Source organism: Agrococcus sp. KRD186, assembly GCF_017168255.1.
GTDB lineage: Bacteria > Actinomycetota > Actinomycetes > Actinomycetales > Microbacteriaceae > Agrococcus.
On the sequence record NZ_JABFAP010000001.1, the window covers coordinates 1,675,188 to 1,693,477 of the forward strand.

Annotated in this window: 18 protein-coding genes and 1 pseudogene; 7 read left to right on the plus strand and 12 right to left on the minus strand. The window is 71.2% G+C overall.

Features of this window, described 5'->3' with window-relative positions; genetic code table 11:
* Nucleotides 1-15: 15 nt before the first annotated feature.
* From J1M46_RS08035 to J1M46_RS08050, 4 genes are read right to left on the minus strand one after another with little or no spacing between them, the layout of a single operon-like run.
* Nucleotides 16-1,137, minus strand: coding sequence for a 5-(carboxyamino)imidazole ribonucleotide synthase (locus J1M46_RS08035; protein WP_206447338.1), 1,122 nt, complete (start codon nucleotides 1,135-1,137; stop codon nucleotides 16-18).
* Nucleotides 1,134-2,450, minus strand: coding sequence for a UDP-glucose dehydrogenase family protein (locus J1M46_RS08040; protein WP_206447339.1), 1,317 nt, complete (start codon nucleotides 2,448-2,450; stop codon nucleotides 1,134-1,136). Before J1M46_RS08040 ends, J1M46_RS08035 begins: the two co-directional genes overlap by 4 nt.
* Before the next feature lie 42 nt (nucleotides 2,451-2,492).
* The gene (locus J1M46_RS08045) at nucleotides 2,493-2,966 is read right to left on the minus strand and encodes a PH domain-containing protein (RefSeq protein WP_206447340.1); all 474 of its coding nucleotides are present in this window, start codon (nucleotides 2,964-2,966) and stop codon (nucleotides 2,493-2,495) included.
* 17 nt (nucleotides 2,967-2,983) lie between these two features.
* Nucleotides 2,984-3,709 (minus strand): biotin--[acetyl-CoA-carboxylase] ligase, encoded by a 726-nt coding sequence (locus tag J1M46_RS08050; protein WP_206447341.1) that lies wholly within the window; start codon nucleotides 3,707-3,709, stop codon nucleotides 2,984-2,986.
* A gap of 127 nt (nucleotides 3,710-3,836) precedes the next feature.
* Between J1M46_RS08050 and J1M46_RS08055 the strand changes: the two genes are divergently transcribed.
* From J1M46_RS08055 to J1M46_RS08070, 4 genes are all read left to right on the plus strand, one after another.
* Nucleotides 3,837-5,453 (plus strand): acyl-CoA carboxylase subunit beta, encoded by a 1,617-nt coding sequence (locus tag J1M46_RS08055; RefSeq protein WP_342384319.1) that lies wholly within the window; start codon nucleotides 3,837-3,839, stop codon nucleotides 5,451-5,453.
* Between the two features lie 28 nt (nucleotides 5,454-5,481).
* Nucleotides 5,482-5,694 (plus strand): acyl-CoA carboxylase epsilon subunit, encoded by a 213-nt coding sequence (locus J1M46_RS08060; RefSeq protein WP_206447343.1) that lies wholly within the window; start codon nucleotides 5,482-5,484, stop codon nucleotides 5,692-5,694.
* A 65-nt stretch (nucleotides 5,695-5,759) separates the two neighbouring features.
* The gene (locus J1M46_RS08065; protein ID WP_206447344.1) at nucleotides 5,760-6,722 is read left to right on the plus strand and encodes a DNA topoisomerase IB; all 963 of its coding nucleotides are present in this window, start codon (nucleotides 5,760-5,762) and stop codon (nucleotides 6,720-6,722) included.
* A gap of 34 nt (nucleotides 6,723-6,756) precedes the next feature.
* On the plus strand, nucleotides 6,757-7,896 hold the full coding sequence (locus J1M46_RS08070) for an FAD-dependent monooxygenase (protein ID WP_206447345.1): 1,140 nt from the start codon (nucleotides 6,757-6,759) through the stop codon (nucleotides 7,894-7,896).
* A gap of 93 nt (nucleotides 7,897-7,989) precedes the next feature.
* Here J1M46_RS08070 and J1M46_RS15915 read toward each other — a convergent pair.
* From J1M46_RS15915 to J1M46_RS08095, 5 genes and pseudogenes are all read right to left on the minus strand, one after another.
* Nucleotides 7,990-8,460, minus strand: a pseudogene (locus J1M46_RS15915) (zinc-binding dehydrogenase); the annotation flags it as partial.
* An 11-nt stretch (nucleotides 8,461-8,471) separates the two neighbouring features.
* Nucleotides 8,472-9,134: a nucleotidyl transferase AbiEii/AbiGii toxin family protein gene (locus J1M46_RS08080; RefSeq protein ID WP_206447346.1), complete on the minus strand. Its 663-nt coding sequence runs from the start codon at nucleotides 9,132-9,134 to the stop codon at nucleotides 8,472-8,474.
* Complete coding sequence (locus J1M46_RS08085; RefSeq protein ID WP_206447347.1) at nucleotides 9,131-9,826, minus strand: hypothetical protein; 696 nt, start codon at nucleotides 9,824-9,826, stop codon at nucleotides 9,131-9,133. The genes J1M46_RS08080 and J1M46_RS08085 overlap by 4 nt, the downstream gene beginning before the upstream one ends.
* Nucleotides 9,827-9,904: 78 nt before the next feature.
* Nucleotides 9,905-11,179: a class I SAM-dependent RNA methyltransferase gene (locus J1M46_RS08090; RefSeq protein WP_206447348.1), complete on the minus strand. Its 1,275-nt coding sequence runs from the start codon at nucleotides 11,177-11,179 to the stop codon at nucleotides 9,905-9,907.
* A 93-nt stretch (nucleotides 11,180-11,272) separates the two neighbouring features.
* Nucleotides 11,273-11,635: a DoxX family protein gene (locus J1M46_RS08095; protein ID WP_206447349.1), complete on the minus strand. Its 363-nt coding sequence runs from the start codon at nucleotides 11,633-11,635 to the stop codon at nucleotides 11,273-11,275.
* 59 nt (nucleotides 11,636-11,694) lie between these two features.
* Here J1M46_RS08095 and J1M46_RS08100 point away from each other — a divergent pair, with 59 nt between their 5' ends.
* The 3 genes from J1M46_RS08100 (at nucleotide 11,695) to J1M46_RS08110 (ending at nucleotide 13,720) form a co-directional block, all read left to right on the plus strand.
* Nucleotides 11,695-12,249, plus strand: a complete 555-nt coding sequence (locus J1M46_RS08100; RefSeq protein ID WP_206447350.1) for a TetR/AcrR family transcriptional regulator — start codon at nucleotides 11,695-11,697, stop codon at nucleotides 12,247-12,249.
* A 113-nt stretch (nucleotides 12,250-12,362) separates the two neighbouring features.
* Nucleotides 12,363-12,995 (plus strand): Maf family nucleotide pyrophosphatase, encoded by a 633-nt coding sequence (locus J1M46_RS08105; protein ID WP_206447351.1) that lies wholly within the window; start codon nucleotides 12,363-12,365, stop codon nucleotides 12,993-12,995.
* Entirely contained in the window at nucleotides 12,992-13,720 is a 729-nt protein-coding gene (locus tag J1M46_RS08110; protein WP_206447352.1) for a hypothetical protein, read from the plus strand. Before J1M46_RS08105 ends, J1M46_RS08110 begins: the two co-directional genes overlap by 4 nt.
* Nucleotides 13,721-13,835: 115 nt before the next feature.
* On the opposite strand, the gene J1M46_RS08115 is transcribed toward J1M46_RS08110, so the two are convergent.
* The 3 genes from J1M46_RS08115 to J1M46_RS08125 are packed head-to-tail and all read right to left on the minus strand — an operon-like array spanning nucleotide 13,836 to nucleotide 18,237.
* Nucleotides 13,836-15,875, minus strand: a complete 2,040-nt coding sequence (locus J1M46_RS08115) for an ABC transporter ATP-binding protein (RefSeq protein ID WP_206447353.1) — start codon at nucleotides 15,873-15,875, stop codon at nucleotides 13,836-13,838.
* Between the two features lies 1 nt (nucleotide 15,876).
* Nucleotides 15,877-17,607: an ABC transporter ATP-binding protein gene (locus J1M46_RS08120; protein ID WP_206447354.1), complete on the minus strand. Its 1,731-nt coding sequence runs from the start codon at nucleotides 17,605-17,607 to the stop codon at nucleotides 15,877-15,879.
* A 3-nt stretch (nucleotides 17,608-17,610) separates the two neighbouring features.
* Nucleotides 17,611-18,237, minus strand: coding sequence for a TetR/AcrR family transcriptional regulator (locus tag J1M46_RS08125; protein WP_342384320.1), 627 nt, complete (start codon nucleotides 18,235-18,237; stop codon nucleotides 17,611-17,613).
* Between the last annotated feature and the right edge of the window lie 53 nt (nucleotides 18,238-18,290).

Sequence of the window (18,290 nt, forward strand, 5' to 3'; positions counted from 1 at the left end):
GCCCCGCATCCGCCATCACTCGTCGAAGCGCGCGGCGGCGGCGCGGGCGCGGTAGGCGACCTCGTCCAGCTCATCACCGACGGCGGTGACGTGCCCCACCTTGCGACCGGGGCGGGCTGACTTCGCGTAGGAGTGCACCTTCACATCCGGGTGCGCGGCCAGGGCGGATGCGTACCGGTCGGTCATGGAGCCGGAGCCCGGCCCGCCGATCACGTTCACCATCACGCTCGTCGGCGCCAGCAGCGCGGTCGAGCCCAGCGGCAGGTCGAGCACCGCCCGCACATGCTGCTCGAACTGGCTCGTCACCGCGCCGTCGATGGTCCAGTGCCCGGAGTTGTGGGGCCGCATCGCGAGCTCGTTGATCAGCACCCGGCCGTCGGTGGTCTCGAACATCTCGATCGCGAGCACGCCCGTGACGCCGATGCCCTCCGCGACCGTCCGCGCCACGTCGTCGACAACCGGCTGGATGCTCGCCGCGTGCGGCGCGGGCGCCAGCACCTCGAGGCAGATGCCCTGCTCCTGCACCGTCTGCACGAGCGGCCATACGACGGCCTCGCCCGAGGGCCGGCGCGCGATCAGCTGCGCGAGCTCGCGGCGGAACGGCACGAGCTCCTCGACCAGCAGCCGCGGCCCGCCCGCGGCGGCGCCGTCGAGCCAGTCGCTCGCCTCGGCGGCCGAGCGCACGACCCGCACACCCTTGCCGTCGTACCCGCCGGTGGCGGTCTTGACGACCCCGACGCCGCCGTGATCGGCCAGGAACCGTTCGAGGTCGCCCACCGCATCCACCGGTGCCCAATCGGGCTGCGGCACGCCGAGCTCGGCCATGCGCGCGCGCATCTCGCGCTTGTCCTGCGCGAAGCGCAGCGCGTCGGGGCCCGGGTGCACCGCGACGCCCGCATCCACGAGCGCCCGCAGCACCTCCTGCGGCACGTGCTCGTGGTCGAAGGTGATGACGTCGACGCCTTCGGCGAAGGCGAGCACGACGGATGCGTCCTGGTAGTCGCCGACGGCGGTGGCCGCGAGCGAGGCGGACATGCCCTCGCTCTCGGCGAGCACGCGGATCTCGACGCCGAGCTCGATCGCCGCGGGGATCATCATGCGGGCGAGCTGCCCGCCGCCGACCACGCCGACGATCATGCCGCGGGGGCGGTGTCCGGACGGCCGAGCCCGATCACCTTGAAGCCTGCTGCGGACCACGCGATCGCGTCCAGCGTGTTCCGGCCGTCGACGACGACGCGCGCTTCGGTCTGCGTGGCGACCTCCGCGGGGTCGAGGTCGCGGAACTGCTGCCATTCGGTGCCGAGCGCGAGCACGTCCGCGCCGCGGATGGCCGCCTCGATCGAATCGACGATGTCGAGCGTCGGCACCGAGCGACGCGCGGTCGCTGCGGCCTCCGGGTCGAAGGCCTTCACCACGCGGCCGTTCTCCTGCAGCTTGCGGGAGACGTCCAGCGCCGGAGAGTCGCGCACATCGTCGCTGTTCGGCTTGAACGCCAGGCCGAGCATCGCGACCCGGTCGCCGCCGATCGCAGCGAGCTCGCCCTCGATGAGCTCGACCATGCGCTCGCGCCGACGCAGGTTGATCTGGTCGACCTCGCGCAGGAACCCGAGCGTCTGCCCGTGCCCGAGCTCTTCGGCGCGCGCCTGGAATGCCCGGATGTCCTTCGGCAGGCAGCCGCCGCCGAAGCCGAGCCCGGCGTTGAGGAAGCGGCGGCCGATGCGGGCGTCGAGGCCGATCGCGTCGGCGAGCTGCGTCACGTCGGCACCGACGGTCTCGGAGAGCTCTGCCATCGCGTTGATGAAGGAGATCTTGGTGGCGAGGAACGCGTTCGCGCTCACTTTCACGAGCTCCGCAGTGGCGAAGTTCACCACCAGGCGGTCGGTGCCGCGCGCCAGGATGCCGGCGTACACCGCATCGAGCCGCGCGACGGATGCGTCGTCTCCGTCAGCGACGCCGTAGACCAGGCGGTCGGGCGTCAGCGTGTCTTCGACGGCGAACCCCTCACGCAGGAACTCGGGGTTCCACACGAGCTTCGCGCCCGTCGGCGCGATGAGGTCGGAGAGGCGCTGCGCGGTGCCGACGGGAACCGTCGACTTGCCCGCGACGAGCGTGCCTGCCCCGATGTGGGGCAGGAGCGACTCGATCGACGCATCGACGTAGGTCAGATCCGCAGCATCCGAGCCCGCGCGCTGCGGCGTGCCGACGGCGATGAAGACCACGTCGCTGCCCACGACCTCGCTCACGTCGGTCGTGAAGCGCAGGTTTCCGGCCCCGACGCCTGCCGTCAGCAGCTCGGGCAGGCCCGGCTCGTAGAAGGGCGGCTCGCCGCGGCGCAGACGCTCGATCTTCGCCTCGTCGATGTCGACGCCCACGGTCTCGTAGCCGAGCGACGCCATGGCAGCGGCGTGCACGGCACCCAGGTAACCGCATCCGATCACGGCGATCTTCATATGAGCTCCTCTAAGCAGTTGCGCCGACGGCGCAGTCGTCGATCAGGGTACGTCAGGGGTGACGATGCCGCGCGCGCCCAGCTGCTCGGAGAGCATCCTCTGCACGAGCGGGGCGGCGGGCACGTCGGAGAGGATGACGGCGCGGTCGCCGCCGGTCGAGAGCAGCACGTCACCGGCGCCGAACAGCGCCTGCAGCCCGCGCCGCCGCACGGTCACGTCGTGCACGCGGGCGAGCATCGTCTCGCGCCTGGTGCCGCCGAAGCCGGTGCGGATGATGACCCGCTCGGTCGTGAACGTGAAGCCGCGCGAGAGCCACGCGAGCGTCGGCACGACGGTGAGCAGCACCACGACGATGGCCGCGACCGTGAGCACGGCGATGTTCCAGAACGGCCAGTCGACCCGATCGAGCAGCAGCATCGCCAGGCCGACGCACAGCCACAGCACCAGCACGGGCACCACGAGGGCGCGCCCATGCGGTCGCATGCGCGCGATGATCCGCTCCTCGCCGGCTGGCACCCGACGATTCTCTCGCATCAGCGCACGTGGATGACGTCACCGGCCCGCACGTCGACGATTTCGTCCCCGCACGCCACCTGCAGCTCGCCTGCCCTGCCCAGGCCGACGGCGGTGCCGAGCAGCTCGCCGTCGGGCAGCTCGACGCGCACCTCACGGCCGATCGTGGTGAGCGAAGCGGACACCGCGGCGTGCAGCCCCTCCCCGCCCAATGCGGGCAGCAGCGCATCGAGCGAGCGCAGCATGTGCCACAGCACCGCGTCGGCGAGCACCGGCGCCGTGCCCTCCGCGCCCTCGAGCGTCAGCGATGTGGCCTGCGGCGTGGGCAGCTCGTCGCGCTCGAGCGTGAGGTTCACGCCGAAGCCCACGGCGACCGCCTGCTTGCGTCGCTCGCACAGCACGCCGGCGATCTTCCTGCCCTCGATCAGCACGTCGTTGGGCCACTTGAGGCCCGCACGGTCGCCCACCAGCGTGTCGAGCGCGTCCGCGAGCGCGAGTCCGGCGGCGAGGGGCATCCAGGCGATGGCGTCGTCGCGCATCCGCCGGGTGTGCACGAGCACCGTCGCCGACAGGCACTTGCCGGCGGGGCTGACCCACTCGCGGCCCAGCCTGCCGCGACCGGCGCGCTGGTCGAGCGTCGCCCACGTGGTCAGATGCGGAGCGCGCTCGTCGACGGCGTCGAAGGTCGAGCCGATCGATTCGAGCTCGACGACCCGCGCGATGCGGGCGGCGCCGGGGAAGAGCATGACCCCAGGCTAGGCCTCGACACGGCCTCGGAGGCGCATGGGATGGAGAGGATCGCCAGCGGTTCCGCCGCAGACGCTGTGGGAGTCCACAAAGGCTGCGCATGCGGCGCCGTCTAGAGTGGCATCCGTGACCGACGACACCGTGACCCCAGGCTCCGAGGCCGCAGTTCCCCTCTCCTCCACCGCCGACCGCATCGCCGATCTGCGCGTGCGCCACCGCGAGGCGGTGACCGACAAGGAGGCCCGCGCGCAGGAGCGCCAGAGCGCCAAGGGCAAGAAGACCGCCCGCGCGCGCATCGAGGAGTTCGTCGACCAGGGCTCGTTCGTCGAGTTCGACGCCTACGTGCGGCACCGCACGACCGCGTTCGGCATGGAGGCGAACCGGCCGTACGGGGATGCGGTGGTCACCGGCATCGGCACGGTGCACGGTCGGCGCGTGGCCGTCTACGCCCAGGACTTCACCACCTTCGGCGGCTCGCTCGGCGAGGTGGCGGGCGAGAAGATCATCAAGATCCAGGACTACGCGATGAAGGTGGGCGTGCCCATCGTCGGCATGCTCGACTCCGGCGGCGCGCGCATCCAGGAGGGCGTGGTCGCGCTCGGCAAGTACGGCGAGATCTTCCGCCGCAACACCGCCGCCTCGGGCGTCATCCCGCAGATCTCGATCATCATGGGGCCGGCGGCCGGCGGTGCCGTCTACTCCCCCGCGCTGACCGACTTCGTCATCATGGTCGACAAGTCCAGCCACATGTTCGTCACCGGGCCAGACGTCATCAAGACGGTCACGGGCGAGGAGGTCGGCTTCGAGGAGCTCGGCGGCGGCCGAGCCCACAACACCGTCTCGGGCGTCAGCCACTACCTGGCCGCCGACGAGGACGACGCGCTCGACTACGTGCGGGCGCTGCTGGCCTATCTGCCCGACAACAACCAGTCAGAGGTGCCGGCCTACGACCACACCGCTGAGCGGGTCGTCAGCGACGCCGACCGGCGCTTGAACACGATCATCCCCGACTCGCCGAACCAGCCCTACGACGTGCTGGCCATCATCGAGACGCTCATGGACGACCGCGAGTTCCTCGAGGTGCAGCCGCTCTACGCGCCCAACATCGTGATCGGCTTCGGCCGCCTCGAGGGCCGCACGGTGGGCGTCATCGCCAACCAGCCCAACGCCATGGCCGGCACGCTCAACATCGAGGCGGGCGAGAAGGCCGCGCGCTTCGTGCGCTTCTGCGACGCCTTCTCCATCCCGATCCTCACGGTCGTCGATGTGCCCGGCTATCTGCCCGGCACCGACCAGGAATGGTCGGGCGTCATCCGCCGGGGCGCGAAGCTGCTCTACGCCTACGCAGAGGCGACCGTGCCGATGGTGACGGTCATCACGCGCAAGGCCTACGGCGGCGCCTACATCGTGATGGGCTCGAAGCAGCTCGGCGCCGACATCAACATCGCGTGGCCCTCTGCCGAGATCGCGGTGATGGGCGGCCAGGGCGCGGTGAACATCCTCTACCGCAATGAGATCAAGGCAGCAGAGGCGAACGGCGACGACGTCGCCGAGGTGCGCAAGCGGCTCGCGAGCGAGTACACCTACAACGTCGCCTCGCCGTTCCTCGCCGCCGAGCGCGGCGAGCTCGACGGCATCATCGAGCCGGCCGAGACGCGCGTCATGATCACGCGCGCCTTCCGCGCGCTGCGCACGAAGCGCGTGCAGCGCCCGGAGCGCAAGCACGGCAACATCCCGATGTGAGCACCGTGGACAGGGACGGGACGAACCCATGAGCGCGAAGCACGCCGACGCATCCGACGAACCCATGATGCGGGTCGTCGGCGGCTCGCCGACCGCCGAGGAGGCCGCGGCCGTCGAGGCGGTGCTGACCGGCATGGCCGAGGAGTGGGCCGAGACCAAGCACCGGCGCGTGCTCGACACCGAGAGCGAGTGGCACGCGAAGTCGCGCACCGAGACCGGCGTGCGCTGGAAGCGCGACTGAGCCGCTCCTGCAACGGCGGGCAAGGTTCACCGCTCAGGCCCAGACGCCCGGCATAGCATCGCGCCATGGCGAGGCTGCGCAGGGCGCATCCGGGGTCGGATGCGGGCATCCGGCGCCGCAGGTCGGGGCGCGGCTGGTCGTACGCGCACGACAGCGGCCGCCGCGTGTCGGCCGCCGACCGGGAGCGCGCCGAGTCGCTCGTGGTGCCGCCCGCCTGGAAGGACGTGTGGATCGCCGCCGACCCGCTCTCGCACATCCAGGCGATCGGCGTGGACGACGCGGGGCGCACGCAGTACCTTTACCACCCGCAGTGGCGCGCGCGCCGAGACCGGGTCAAGCACGAGCGCGCACTCGACCTGGCCGAGGCGCTGCCCGCGATGCGGCGCCGCGTCACGCGCGACCTCGCGCTCGAGGGGCTCCCGCGCGAGCGGGTGCTCGCCGCGGCGCTGCGGCTGCTCGACGCGGTCGCCATCCGCGCCGGCGGCGATGCCTACGCCGAGCAGCACGGCTCGCACGGGCTGATGACGCTGCTGTGCAGGCACGCGCGCGTCGCGGACGACACGGTGCGCCTGCGGTTCCCGGCGAAGTCGGGGCAGCGCTTCGACGTCACGATCGAGGATGGCGAGCTCGCGCGCTGCATCGATGCGCTGCATGCCGGGCGCTCTGGGCGGTCGCGGCTGCTGGCATGGCGCGACGAGCGCGGCTCGCACCCGCTGCGCGACGTCGACCTCAACCAGGCGGTGCGGGAGGCGACCGGCGGCGAGTTCACCGCCAAGGACTTCCGCACGCTGCACGGCACGATCGTCGCCGCCGTCGCGCTCGCCCGCGCGCGCGACGTGGCCACGCAGGCGGCGCGGCGGCGCGCGATCAGGGCCGCCGTCGACGAGGTCGCCGAAACGCTCGGCAACACGCCCGCCGTGGCCCGCTCGAGCTACATCGACCCGGAGGTCTTCGAGCGCTTCGAGGCGGGCGCGACCATCGGCCTGCGCGGCTCGCGCGAGCGAGCGCTGCTCGACCTGCTGCGCTGAGCTGCACGCGGGGCGGCAGGAGTACGGTCGAGCGATGCACGCGATCATCTCGGGGGCGGGGGTCGCCGGCCTCGCGCTCGCCGGCCGGCTGGTGCTCGACGGCTGGACCGTCGAGATCGTCGAGCGCGCCCCCGGCCCCCGCGCATCCGGGTACCTGATCGACTTCTTCGGGCCCGGCTACGACGCCGCCGAGCGGCTCGGGCTGCTGCCGGCGCTGCGGTCGCGCGCCGAGCACTTCGACGAGCTGCGCAGTGTGGATGCGTCGGGGCGCGTGCGCGCGCGGCTGCCGATCGCGCTCGTCGAGCAGGCGGTCGCCGGCAGGTACATGACCATCCTGCGGCCGCAGATCGTCGCCGCGCTCGCCGAGGCGGTGCCTGACGGGGTGCGGATGCGATGGGGCACGCAGGTCGAGACCGTGCACGACGACGGCGTGCACGTGCAGGCGCTGCTCTCGGACGGCGATCGTGTGCCGGCCGACCTGCTCGTGGGCGCCGACGGTGTGGGCTCTCGGGTGCGGCAGCTGGTGTGGGGTGCGGCGGGCGACTTCGTGCGGCCGGTCGGCGATCTGCTGGCGGTGGCGTGGATCGGCGACGACGCCGCGCTGAACGCCGACCTCGAGGGCAAGGTGGCGATGCAGCTCGAGCTCGATCGGCAGCTGGTGGTGGCGCCGCTGGGCGAGTCGGGCGTGACCGGCTTCGCGGTGCTGCGGGGCGTTCGCGCGGCCGACGCGCGGCAGGCGATCGCCGAGCTGGGGGTGCTGGGCAGGCGCGCGGTGCGCGCCGTGCGCGACCCCTACATCGACGAGGTGGCGCAGACCGTGGTCGAGCCGTGGGTGCGCGGCCGCTCGGTGCTGCTGGGCGACGCGTGCGCGGCGGTGTCGCTGCTGGCCGGCCAGGGCGCGTCGCTCGCGATCGCCGGCGCCGAGCGGCTCGCCGAGGAGCTCGCGTTCGCGCGGCATCCCTCCGACGTGACGGCCGGGCTCGAGGCCTACGAACGCGACTGGCGGCCGATCGTCGAGCGCGAGCAGGCGCGCGGGCGGCGGGCCCAGGCGACGTTCGCCCCGCACACGCGGCTCGAGCTCGAGGCGCAGCGAGCCGTGTGGAAGGCGGCGGCGCTGCCCGGCGTGGCGCAACTGGTCGCTCGCGCCGCCGGCGGCGTCACGAAGGCCCGCTGACCCGCTCAGGCGCTCGGCTCGTCGCCCGCCCCGGCCGGCCCGCCCCGCGTCGCCGCGCAGCGCATCCGGGCGCACCGCGATGAGCACGCTGCCGATCTTCTGCCCGCGCTCGACGTAGCGGTATGCGTCGACGATCTGCTCGAGCGGGAAGCTGCGGTCGATCACGGGTCGCAGCTCGCCCGTCGCGAGGTGCTCGCGGATGCGCTCGATCATCGGGCGGCCCTCCTCGGGCGGCGCGAAGACCACCCGCCGCCCGCTGCGGCGCGCGAGCCCGAGCAGCGCGAGCGGCAGGTTCTGCCAGCCCGGTCCGAGCTCGGTGGAGGTGTAGACGCCGTTCGGCTCGAGGATGCGCCGGCTGCGCCGGAAGGTGCTCTTGCCGACCGCGTCGATCACGACGTCGAAGCGCTGCGATCCTCGCGTGACGTCCTCGTCCTCGCGGGTAGCTAGACCCAGCCGCTGCGGCGGGCGAGCATCATGCCCTGGTCCTCGGCGATCAGGATCTCGATCGGGCACGTCACGAGGCACGCTCCGGATGCGTCGGGCCGGCATCGGTCGACCCGGCATCGAGGACCACCTCAACGGAGGGTGTGCGCCAACCACGACAGCAGCGGCTTCTGCCGAGAGACCCAGTAGCTGGTGATGTCCTTGCGGCTCACAGGCAGCGACGGGTCGTCCTCGACGTCGTCGAGATACCCGAGCGCGCGCACGGTCTCGGCGATGAGTGCCTCCGGTCCTCTCGGAGCGTAGCGCTCGACCACCAGGCGCATCCCTTCTTCAGTCCGGAGGTCAGTCTGCTGTTCGATGGCCATGAGGTCGAAGTAGTCACGCAGTTCGCCGCGGTCGCGAACGACCTTGAGCTTCATCGCCATGAGGTCAGCGACGGACGAGATGCGCAGGCCCGCCCAGGGAGTGAGTGGCTCAAGGATGCGTTGCGAGGACGCGTCCAGGAATTGCACCTTCGCCCCCTCGAACGTGCCGTTCACCGTGCCGGGCTCGGCTCGGGAGACGGCGAACCGACCGACGATCTCCACCGGGTCGAGAACCGCAGCGACCGGGAATTCGCGCTCGGTGAAGAAGTCCAGATCACGGCTCACACGATGGTGCAGGTGCACAGTCAAGGCAGTCTCACCCGCCAGATAAGCCCACTGAGGCACAACCGGCGCGAGCTTCTCCCACGCCTCTGCAGTCGCTTCCGGCAGAAACTGCCGCAGCTCGTCGAGTTCCTCAGCATCGTTCATGTGGCGCGCCAGTTCTCAACCATCCGGCTGATCTCGGGCTTCAGGCCGCGGCGGTGGAGTGCCGTGTCGATGTCCCCGTCAGGCACATGCCGCAGCGCCCACGCAACGGCGGTCACATCATCGGAACGCAGCAGCCGACTCGCGATGTAGCTGCCGTCGTCCTCCACGCTCAGGCGCTGCGGGTCGGCGTTCCAGAAGTGGCTGTACAGCCTTCTGGGCAGGCGCGCCGAGGTGTCGGCCTCCTCCAGCGCCGGCAGCTGGACCTTCCTCACCGCTCGAAGCACTTCCGGCGTCATGGCTGCGGCCTGCCAATACCGCTGGCGCCGCACACGGTCCTCCGCGACATTCCGCTCGACACGATCGACGAGTCGCCGGTGCTCCAGTCGTGGCAGGTCTCTCGCCGCGGCTGTGGGGCTCACCCCTGCAAGCGCGGCGGCAGCACGCGCACTGGACGCCCCGAGCGGTGCTCGAGAGAGAGCTGCGAGCAGGAGCATCTGGGAGCGGGTGAGCCCGTCAGGCCGCTCAGGGACGGCTCCTCTGCGCTTGCGCGCGCCCTCCACCACGCTCATCGGGACGGCCCGAGCGTGGCCACGTCCGCGGCGGGGTACGTTCGCTTCGTCGAGCAGCGCGTGCACCGTTGACAGAGCAACGCCGAGTTGGTCGGCGACCTCCGGACCAGTGAGTGTGTCCATTTTCGTATTCTACCCCCCTGATGCGTGGACTTGCGGGGGTGATCGCACACCGGCAGCCGTTCCGGACGTCGGCGACACTCAACGACGGAAGGCCGCCACCGCCTCGACGTGGTGCGTGTGCGGGAACAGGTCGAAGGCCTCGAGCGAGGCGATCTGCCAGCCGCGCTCGCCCAGCAGCTTCGCGTCGCGCGCGAGCGCCACCGGGTCGCAGGCGACGTAGACGATCTGCGCCGGCTCGAGGTCGGCGATCTGCCCGATCACGTCGAGGCCGGCGCCGGCACGCGGCGGGTCGAGCACGATCAGCCCGTTCGCGAGCCGCTCGCGCTCGGCGCTGCTGGCGCGCTTCGTCAGCTCGCGCAGCCAGCGGTCGACGCGACCGGTCTCGGCGGTCGCGCCCAGCCACTCGGCGAGGTTCTCGCTCGCGTGGTCGGTCGCGACCTCGTCGCCCTCGACGCTCGTCACCCGGGTGCGATCGCCGAGCGTCTCAGCCATGGTGGCCGCGAACAGCCCGACGCCCCCATAGAGGTCGAGCGACCAGCCCGCCGGGTCGACGCGGTCGACGTCGATGACGCGCCGCAACGCATCCGTCAGCACCTGCGGCGCCTTGCGGTGCACCTGCCAGAAGCCCGAGCGGTCGAGCTGGAACTCGCGCTCGCCGACGGTCTCGACGATGGTGTCGGTGCGGCCCCGCTCGGGCGCCCCCTCCATCGCGATCACGTCGACCTCGCCGTCGCTCCACTCGACGTAGTCGACCGCCGTGACGCCGCCGAGGCGCTGGTCGAGCTGAGCGGAGCGCTGGATGCCCTCGGTCGCCAGCGGCAGGCTGGTGACGGGCACCACCTCGTGGCTGCGGGGTGCGAAGGGGCCCTGGCGCCCGCGATCATCGACGTGCAGCCGCACGCGCGTGCGCCAGCCGAGCCCGCCGCGCTCGACATCGCCGGGGGCCGCCTTCACCGTCACCTCGCGGGTGATGCCGCCGGTGCGCTGCAGGGCGTCCTCGGTGACGCGCTGCTTGAGCTCGCGCTGGCGCGCGAGAGCGATGTGGCCGAACTCGGCACCGCCGGCGCGCTCGGCGGGCGAGCGCTCGATGGCGGCCTCCGGCCAGACATGCTCGACGCGGTCGGCGGATGCGTCGACCACCTCGAGTGCGACGGCGACGGCGAAGGACTTCTTCACCTCGACGATCTGCGCCCGGACGGTCTCGCCCGGCATGGTGTCCGGCACGAACACGACGCGCCCGCGCTCGCCGTCGACGGCGCCGTGGCGGCCGACGAAGCGGCCGCCGTGGGCGACGTTGTCGATGGTGAGCTCGACGATCTGGCCGGTCTCGAGGGAGGCGGGGGTTGCAGGCATGCGTCCATCCTCCCGCATCGGCGGCTCAGCGCCGGAAGCGGCCCGGCGCCGAAACGGGCCCGGCGCCGAAACGGGCCCGGCGCCGAAACGGGCTCAGAGCAGGAAGGACCAGAGCAGCACCGCGATGCAGATGAGCAGCATGCCGGTGGCGTTGACGAACAGGTTGCGGCCGAAGTCGCGCGCACGGATGTGGAAGGCGATCGCCACGATGAAGTAGGCGACAAGGCAGGCGGTGGTCAGCAGACCCAGGTACGGGATCCAGATGCCTGCGATCAGCCCCGCGCCGGCCGCGATCTTCAGCCAGGTGAGCATGCGCCACCAGCGCTTCGGGAAGCGCACGTCCTCCCAGCACTGCGCGATGAACGCGACCGGCCTCCAGCTGATCGCGGCGTCGAAGAGGCTGATCGCCGCGAGCACCAGGACCGGCCACACCGGGTCGGGAAGCATCAGCGTCATGGCGCGACCGTACCATACGGTACGGTATGGCACCAGGGCCGAGCGAGCAGGGAGCGACGATGCCGAGCAGGGACGACTGGATCGAGGCGGGGCTGCGCGCCCTCGGCGCCGGCGGCGAGCAGACCATCCGCGTCGATCCGCTGGCGGCGGCGCTGGGCGTCACGAAGGGCTCGTTCCACCACCACTTCCGCGGCGCCGGCGACCTGCGCGCCGCCGTGCTCGAGGCGCACGAGCGGGCGCAGGCCGAGCTCGTCGCCGCCGTCACCGCCGAGATCGGCGACCTCGACGCATCCGCCGCCGTCGCGCACCTCGGCGCGCTCATCGCACGGCTGCCCGACGACCGGCTCGAGCGAGCGGTGCGCGCCTGGGCGGCGACCGACGCGGCGGCGGCTGCCGTGCAGGAGCGCATCGACGCTGCGCGGCTGGCGGCGCTCGAGGCCATCTGGCGGAAGGCGGTGCCCGCGGCGCACGCGCGCACGGCCGCGCTCGTGCCGCTGCTGGCGCTGATCGGTGCGAGCGCCTCGACCGTCGCCTCGCGCGCCGACCTCGAGGCGGTGCTGACCATACTGGCCGGCCTCGCACCGCACGTGCCGCAGGTGCTCGCCGAGGGCTGAGCGGATCTCAACGTGTCAGGTGCGCGCTCGGCGCACCGTGTGCAGCGAACAGACACCTGACACGTTGAGATCTCGGGGCGCGGCGCTGACCCGACGGATGCGAGGATCGTCGCGTGCAGCTCATCCTCGCCTCCGCCTCCCCCGCCCGGCTCGCACTGCTGCGCCAGGCCGGCATCGAGCCGATCGTCACGCCCACCGACCTCGACGAGGACTTCCTGATCGCCTCGCACGAGGCCGAGCACGGGCCGCTCGCCCCCGCTGACTACGTGCTGCTGCTGGCGCGCGCGAAGGCAGAGGCGCTGCTCGACCAGGATCCGCTCACCGGCTTCGACGGCCTGGTGCTCGGCGGCGACTCGTCGCTCGAGCTCGGCGGCGAGATGCTCGGCAAGCCGCACACGCCCGAGCGAGCCCGGGAGCGCTGGCTCGCTCAGCGTGGCCGCTCGGCGACCTTGCACTCAGGCCATTGGATGCTGCGGGTGCGCGGCGGGCGGATCCAGGACTCCGCGGGCATCACGACCGCGACGCAGCTCGACTTCGCCGCCGACATCGAGACGGACGAGATCGACGCCTACATCGCCACCGGCGAGCCGCTGGAGGTCGCCGGCGCCTTCACGATCGACGGCCGCGGCGCCGCCTTCATCGATCGCATCCATGGCGACCCGTCGACGGTCGTCGGCATGAGCATCCCTGCCGTGCGCCGGCTCGCCCGCGAGCTCGGCGTCGCCTGGCCGGTGCTGACGCGATGACGAGGCGCGCGATGTGGGTGTGGGTGCATGAGGATGCGCCGCCGGATCCGGGCGCGCTCGGCGCCTTCGCCGGCGCCCAGCGCGTGGGCGACGCGTTCGTGAGCGTGCCCTGGGGCGGACCGACGCCGCTCACGCACGACCTGGTCGCGGCGCTGCGCGCACGTGGCGTGCGCGTCTCGGCACTGGGCGGGGACCCGTCGTGGGTCGACGGCGACGGCGCGGTCACGTGGGCGCGGCGCGCGACCTCGGCCTGGCTGTTCGATGGCGTGCACCTCGACATCGAGCCCTGGGGGCTGCCCGAGTGGGCCGGTGATCGGGAGCGGTTGCTGGCCGGGCTCGAGCGCGCGGTGCGCGATGTCGCCGCCGCGACCTCGCTGCCGGTGCAGGTCGACCTGGCGCCGTGGCTCGCGGACGAGCATCCGCAGGCGTTCGCAGGCATTGCCAGGCAGACCGACCGCATCACGCTGATGGCCTATCGAGACCGCGCCGCCGGCATCCTGTCGTTCAGCGCCGCTGCACGCCGGCAGCTCGCGAAGTCGCGCACCCCCTACCGGATCGGCGTCGAGACGATCGCGGGGCCGCCGCCGCACGTGACGTTCGCCGACGACGGCGGCGCCGTGCTCGAGCGGGAGCTCGCGCTGGTGGCTGCGCAGCTCGCGGGCGATCGGTGGTTCGCCGGCGTCGCGGTGCACGACGCCGCCGGATGGCAGTCGCTCGGGTCGTGATCTCGAGACGCGTCCGGCCTGCGGCCGGGCGCTCCGCCGTCAGCGGATGCTCCCCGCGCCAGCGAGTTGAGGTTTCGCGTCCGTTCGGGTGTCAACTCGGACGCAAACCCTCAACTCAGGTGGTCTGCTGCGTCGGGATCGCGCCGGTCTCGGCGAGCTCCTCCTCCAGATCGAGGTCGGTGGCGGCCTGCTCGAACTGCGCGTGCAGCAGTCGCCAGTAGGCGCCCTCGGCGGCGACCAGCGAGTCGTGGTCACCCTGTTCAACGATGCGGCCGGCCTCCATCACCAGGATCAGGTCGGCATCGCGGATCGTGGAGAGCCGGTGCGCGATCACGAACGAGGTGCGGTCGGTGCGCAGCGCCGCCATCGCATGCTGCAGCAGCAGCTCGGTGCGGGTGTCGACCGATGAGGTGGCCTCATCGAGGATGAGCACGCTCGGCTGCGCCAGGAAGGCGCGGGCGATCGTCACCAGCTGCTTCTCACCGGCGGAGAGGTTGGAGGCCTCCTCGTCGATGACGGTCTCGTAGCCGTCGGGCAGCGCGTGCACGAAGCGGTCGACATAGGTCGCCTCGGCCGCCGCGCGGATCTCCTCCTCGGTCGCGTCGGGCCGGGCATAGGCGATGTTCTCGCGGATCGTGCCGCCGAACAGCCACGTGTCCTGCAGCACCATGCCCGTCTGCGCCCGCAGCGCATCCCTCGTTATGGTCGCCGTGTCGACGCCGTCGAGCGTGATCCGGCCGCCGTCGAGCTCGTAGAAGCGCATGAGCAGGTTGACGAGCGTGGTCTTGCCCGCGCCGGTCGGGCCGACGATCGCGACCGTCTGGCCCGGCTCGACCTCGAGCGAGAGATCCTCGATGAGCGGCTTCTCGGGCGAGTAGGAGAAGCGCACGTGCTCGAAGGTCACGCGGCCCGAGCCCTCCTCGGGGACGACACCGCCCGCATCCGACGCCTCGTCATCGGCGTCGAGCAGCTCGAACACGCGCTCAGCGCTCGCGACGCCCGACTGCACCATGGTGATGGTCTGGCCGATCTGGCCCAGGTTCTGCGAGAACTGCTGCGAGTACTGGATGAACGCCTGCACGTCGCCGACCAGGATCTGGCCGGCGGCCACGAACAGCCCGCCGGCGACCGCGACCAGCACGTAGCCGATGTTGCCGACGAAGGTCATGAGCGGGAACACCAGGCCCGAGATGAACTGCGCCTTGAACGATGCCTGGAACACGCCGTCGTTCTCTTCGGCGAAGCGGGCGCGCACGGCCTCCTCGCGCCCGAACACCTTGACGAGGGCGTGGCCGGTGAAGGCCTCCTCGACGATGGCGTTGAGCTTGCCGGTGCGCTTCCACTGCTCCTTGAACAGCCCCTGCGCCGGACCCATCACGACGCCCAGGATGATGCCCGTGAGCGGCACGGCGATGAGTGCGATGAGCGCCAGCCAGACGTTGATCGACAGCATCATCACGAGCACGCCGATCACGGTCAGCAGGCCTATGACGATCTGCGACATGGTCTGCGACACCGACTGCGAGACGTTGTCGAGGTCGTTCGTGACGCGGGAGAGCAGGTCGCCGCGCTGCGTGCGGTCGTAGTAGGACAGCGGCAGGCGGTGGATCTTGTCCTCGACATCGCGACGCAGGCCCTGCACCGTGCGCTGCACGACCCGGTTGATGACGAAGCCCTGCAGCCACTGGAAGAGCGCACCGACGAGGTAGACGCCGAGCACGAGCAGCAGGATGCCGCCGAGCGTCTCGAAGTCGATGCCCTGGCCGGGCTGCAGAGCGGGCATCCGCTCGATCATGTTGGCGAAGTCGCCCTGGCCCTGCTGCCGGAGGCCGTCGACGATCTGCGCTTGGGTCGCGCCCTCCGGCAGCTGTTGCTGGATGAAGCCCTGGACGATGACGTTCGTCGCCTCGCCGAGCAGCTTCGGGCCGAGCACGACGAGCACGACGCCGATCGCGCCGAGCGTGAACACCAGCGCGAGCCACCAGCGGTATGGGTGCATGAGGCCGATGAGGCGTCGGCCGGAGGACCAGAACGACTTGGCCTTGCCGGGCGGCGGCTCCCAGTCGCCGGCACCCAGGCGTGCGGCCTCGGCGAGCTCCTCCTCGAGGCGCTCCTCCTCGGTCAGCTCGGGCTTGGGCTTCTGAACACGTGCCATCTCAGGCCTCCACAGCCATCTGCGACTCGACGATCTCGCGATACGTCTCGTTGCTCTCGAGGAGCGCTTCATGGGTGCCGGTGCCGACGACCTTGCCTGCCTCCAGCACCACGATGCGGTCGGCGTCGACGATCGTCGACACACGCTGGGCGACGACGATCCGTGTGGTCTGCCCGACCGCCTCGCTCAGCGCGGCCCGCAGGCGCGCATCCGTCGTCAGGTCGAGCGCCGAGAACGAGTCGTCGAACACCAGCACGTCGGGCTCGGCCACGAGCGCGCGTGCGATCGAGAGGCGCTGGCGCTGGCCGCCGGAGACATTGGTGCCGCCCTGCGCGATGCGCGCCTCGAGCTGCCCGTCCATCTGCTGCACGAAGCCCGCCGCCTGCGCGATCTCGAGCGCCCGCCAGAGCTGCTCGTCGCTCGCATCCTCGTTGCCGTAGCGGAGGTTGGATGCGACGGTGCCACCGAACAGGTAGGGCCGCTGCGGCACGATCGCAAGACCGCGCCAGAGCGTCTCGGCGTCGACATCCCGCACGTCGGCACCGCCGACGAGCACGCGGCCGCCAGTGGCGTCGAAGAGCCGCGGGATGAGGTTGACGAGCGTCGTCTTGCCCGCACCGGTCGAGCCGATGATGGCGACGGTCTCGCCGGGCTCTGCCTTGAGCGAGACGCCGTCCAGCACCGGGGTGTCGGCGCCCAGGTAGCGGAAGACCACGTCTTGCAGCTCGACCGTGCCGGGCGTCAGCATGGCAGCGCCCTGCCCCGGCTCGACCTGCACGACCGAGGCCTCGGTCTCGAGCACCTCGCCGATGCGGTTCGCCGAGACGGCGGCCCTGGGGATCATGATCGTCATGAACGTCACCATCAGGATGCCCATCAGGATCTGCATGAGGTACTGCAGGAACGCCATCATGGTGCCGACCTCGAGCTCGCCCGTCTCGACCAGCCCGGCGCCGAACCAGATCACGGAGATCGACGAGATCTCGACGATCAGCATGATGATCGGGAACATCAGCACGAACAGGTTGCCGGTGCGCAGCATGGCGTCGGTGACATTGTCGTTGGCGACCGCGAAGCGCTGCTTCTCGCGCTGCTCCTGCACGAAGGCACGGATCACGCGGATGCCGGTGAGCTGCTCGCGCAGCACCTTGTTGATGGCGTCGATGCGCACCTGCAGCTGACGGAAGATCGGCACCATGCGCGAGACGATGATGCCCAGCACGAGCAGCATGAGCGGCACCGCGACGGCGATCAGCCACGACAGCGTCGGGTCGGCGCGGATCGCCATGATGACGCCGCCGATCGCGAGCATGGGAGCCGACAGCAGCATCGTGCAGCTCATCAGGATGAGCATCTGCACCTGCTGGACGTCGTTCGTGTTGCGCGTGATGAGGCTCGCGGCGCCGAAGCGCTGCACGTCCTGCTCGCTGTAGTCGCCCACGGTGCGGAAGATGTCGGCGCGCATCTCGCGGCCGGCGCGCATGGCCAGGCGCGAGCCGAACAGGATCGCGAGGATGTTCGCTGCGACCTGGCCGAGGCTCAGGCCGAGCATGAGGAAGCCGAGCCGCCAGATGGTGTCGGTGTCCCCGGCGAGCACGCCGTCGTTGATGATGTCGGCGTTGATCGTCGGCAGCATGAGCGAGAGCACCGACTGCGTGAACTGGAACACGACGACGAGGATGAGGGGAAGCCAGGAGGGCTTCACGTAGCGGACGATGAGCTTCCAGAGCATGTCTCAGGCCTTCTGGGTCTCGGTGACGGATGCCGGGGTGCCGGCGGGGAGGGGATCTGCGGCCGCGCTCGGTGCGGGCTCGACATGGACGATGCCGTGCAGGAGCACCTGGATGATGTCATCGACCGACGACACCGGGCTGTTCTCGCCCCAGCCCGAGGCAGCCGACCAGGCCAGCGTGCGGAGCATCTCCGCCGCCACCAGTGGCGACACCCGCAGCTGCGGCTCGAAGGGTTCGAATCGAGCGGCGATCCAGACCTTCGACGCTTCGAACACCTCGCGGTGCTCTTCGGCGACCCGCTGCGCGATCGGACCGAGCGCCACGACCAGCTGGAACATGAAGCGCATCCGCTCGACTAGCACGGCGATGAGCGTCTCGACGAGCGCTTCGAGCGAATCGCTCAAGAACTCCACGATCGCGTCGTCGTCGGTCATGTGGTGCTCGGCGAGAGCGGCCAGCAGCGACTCCTTGTCGCCGAAGGCCTTGAACAGCGTGCCCTCGGCCACGCCCGCCGCATCGGCGAGCTGGCGGCTCGTGATCGCCGCGCCGTGCTCGAGCACCGCGGGCGTCACCGCCTCGATGATCTGGGCGCGCCGGTCGTCGACGCTCAGCCGAGGGATGGGATTCACGTCGAAGACTCTAGTTGAGTGAGCGCTCACTTACCAAGTCGTGGTCTTCGGCG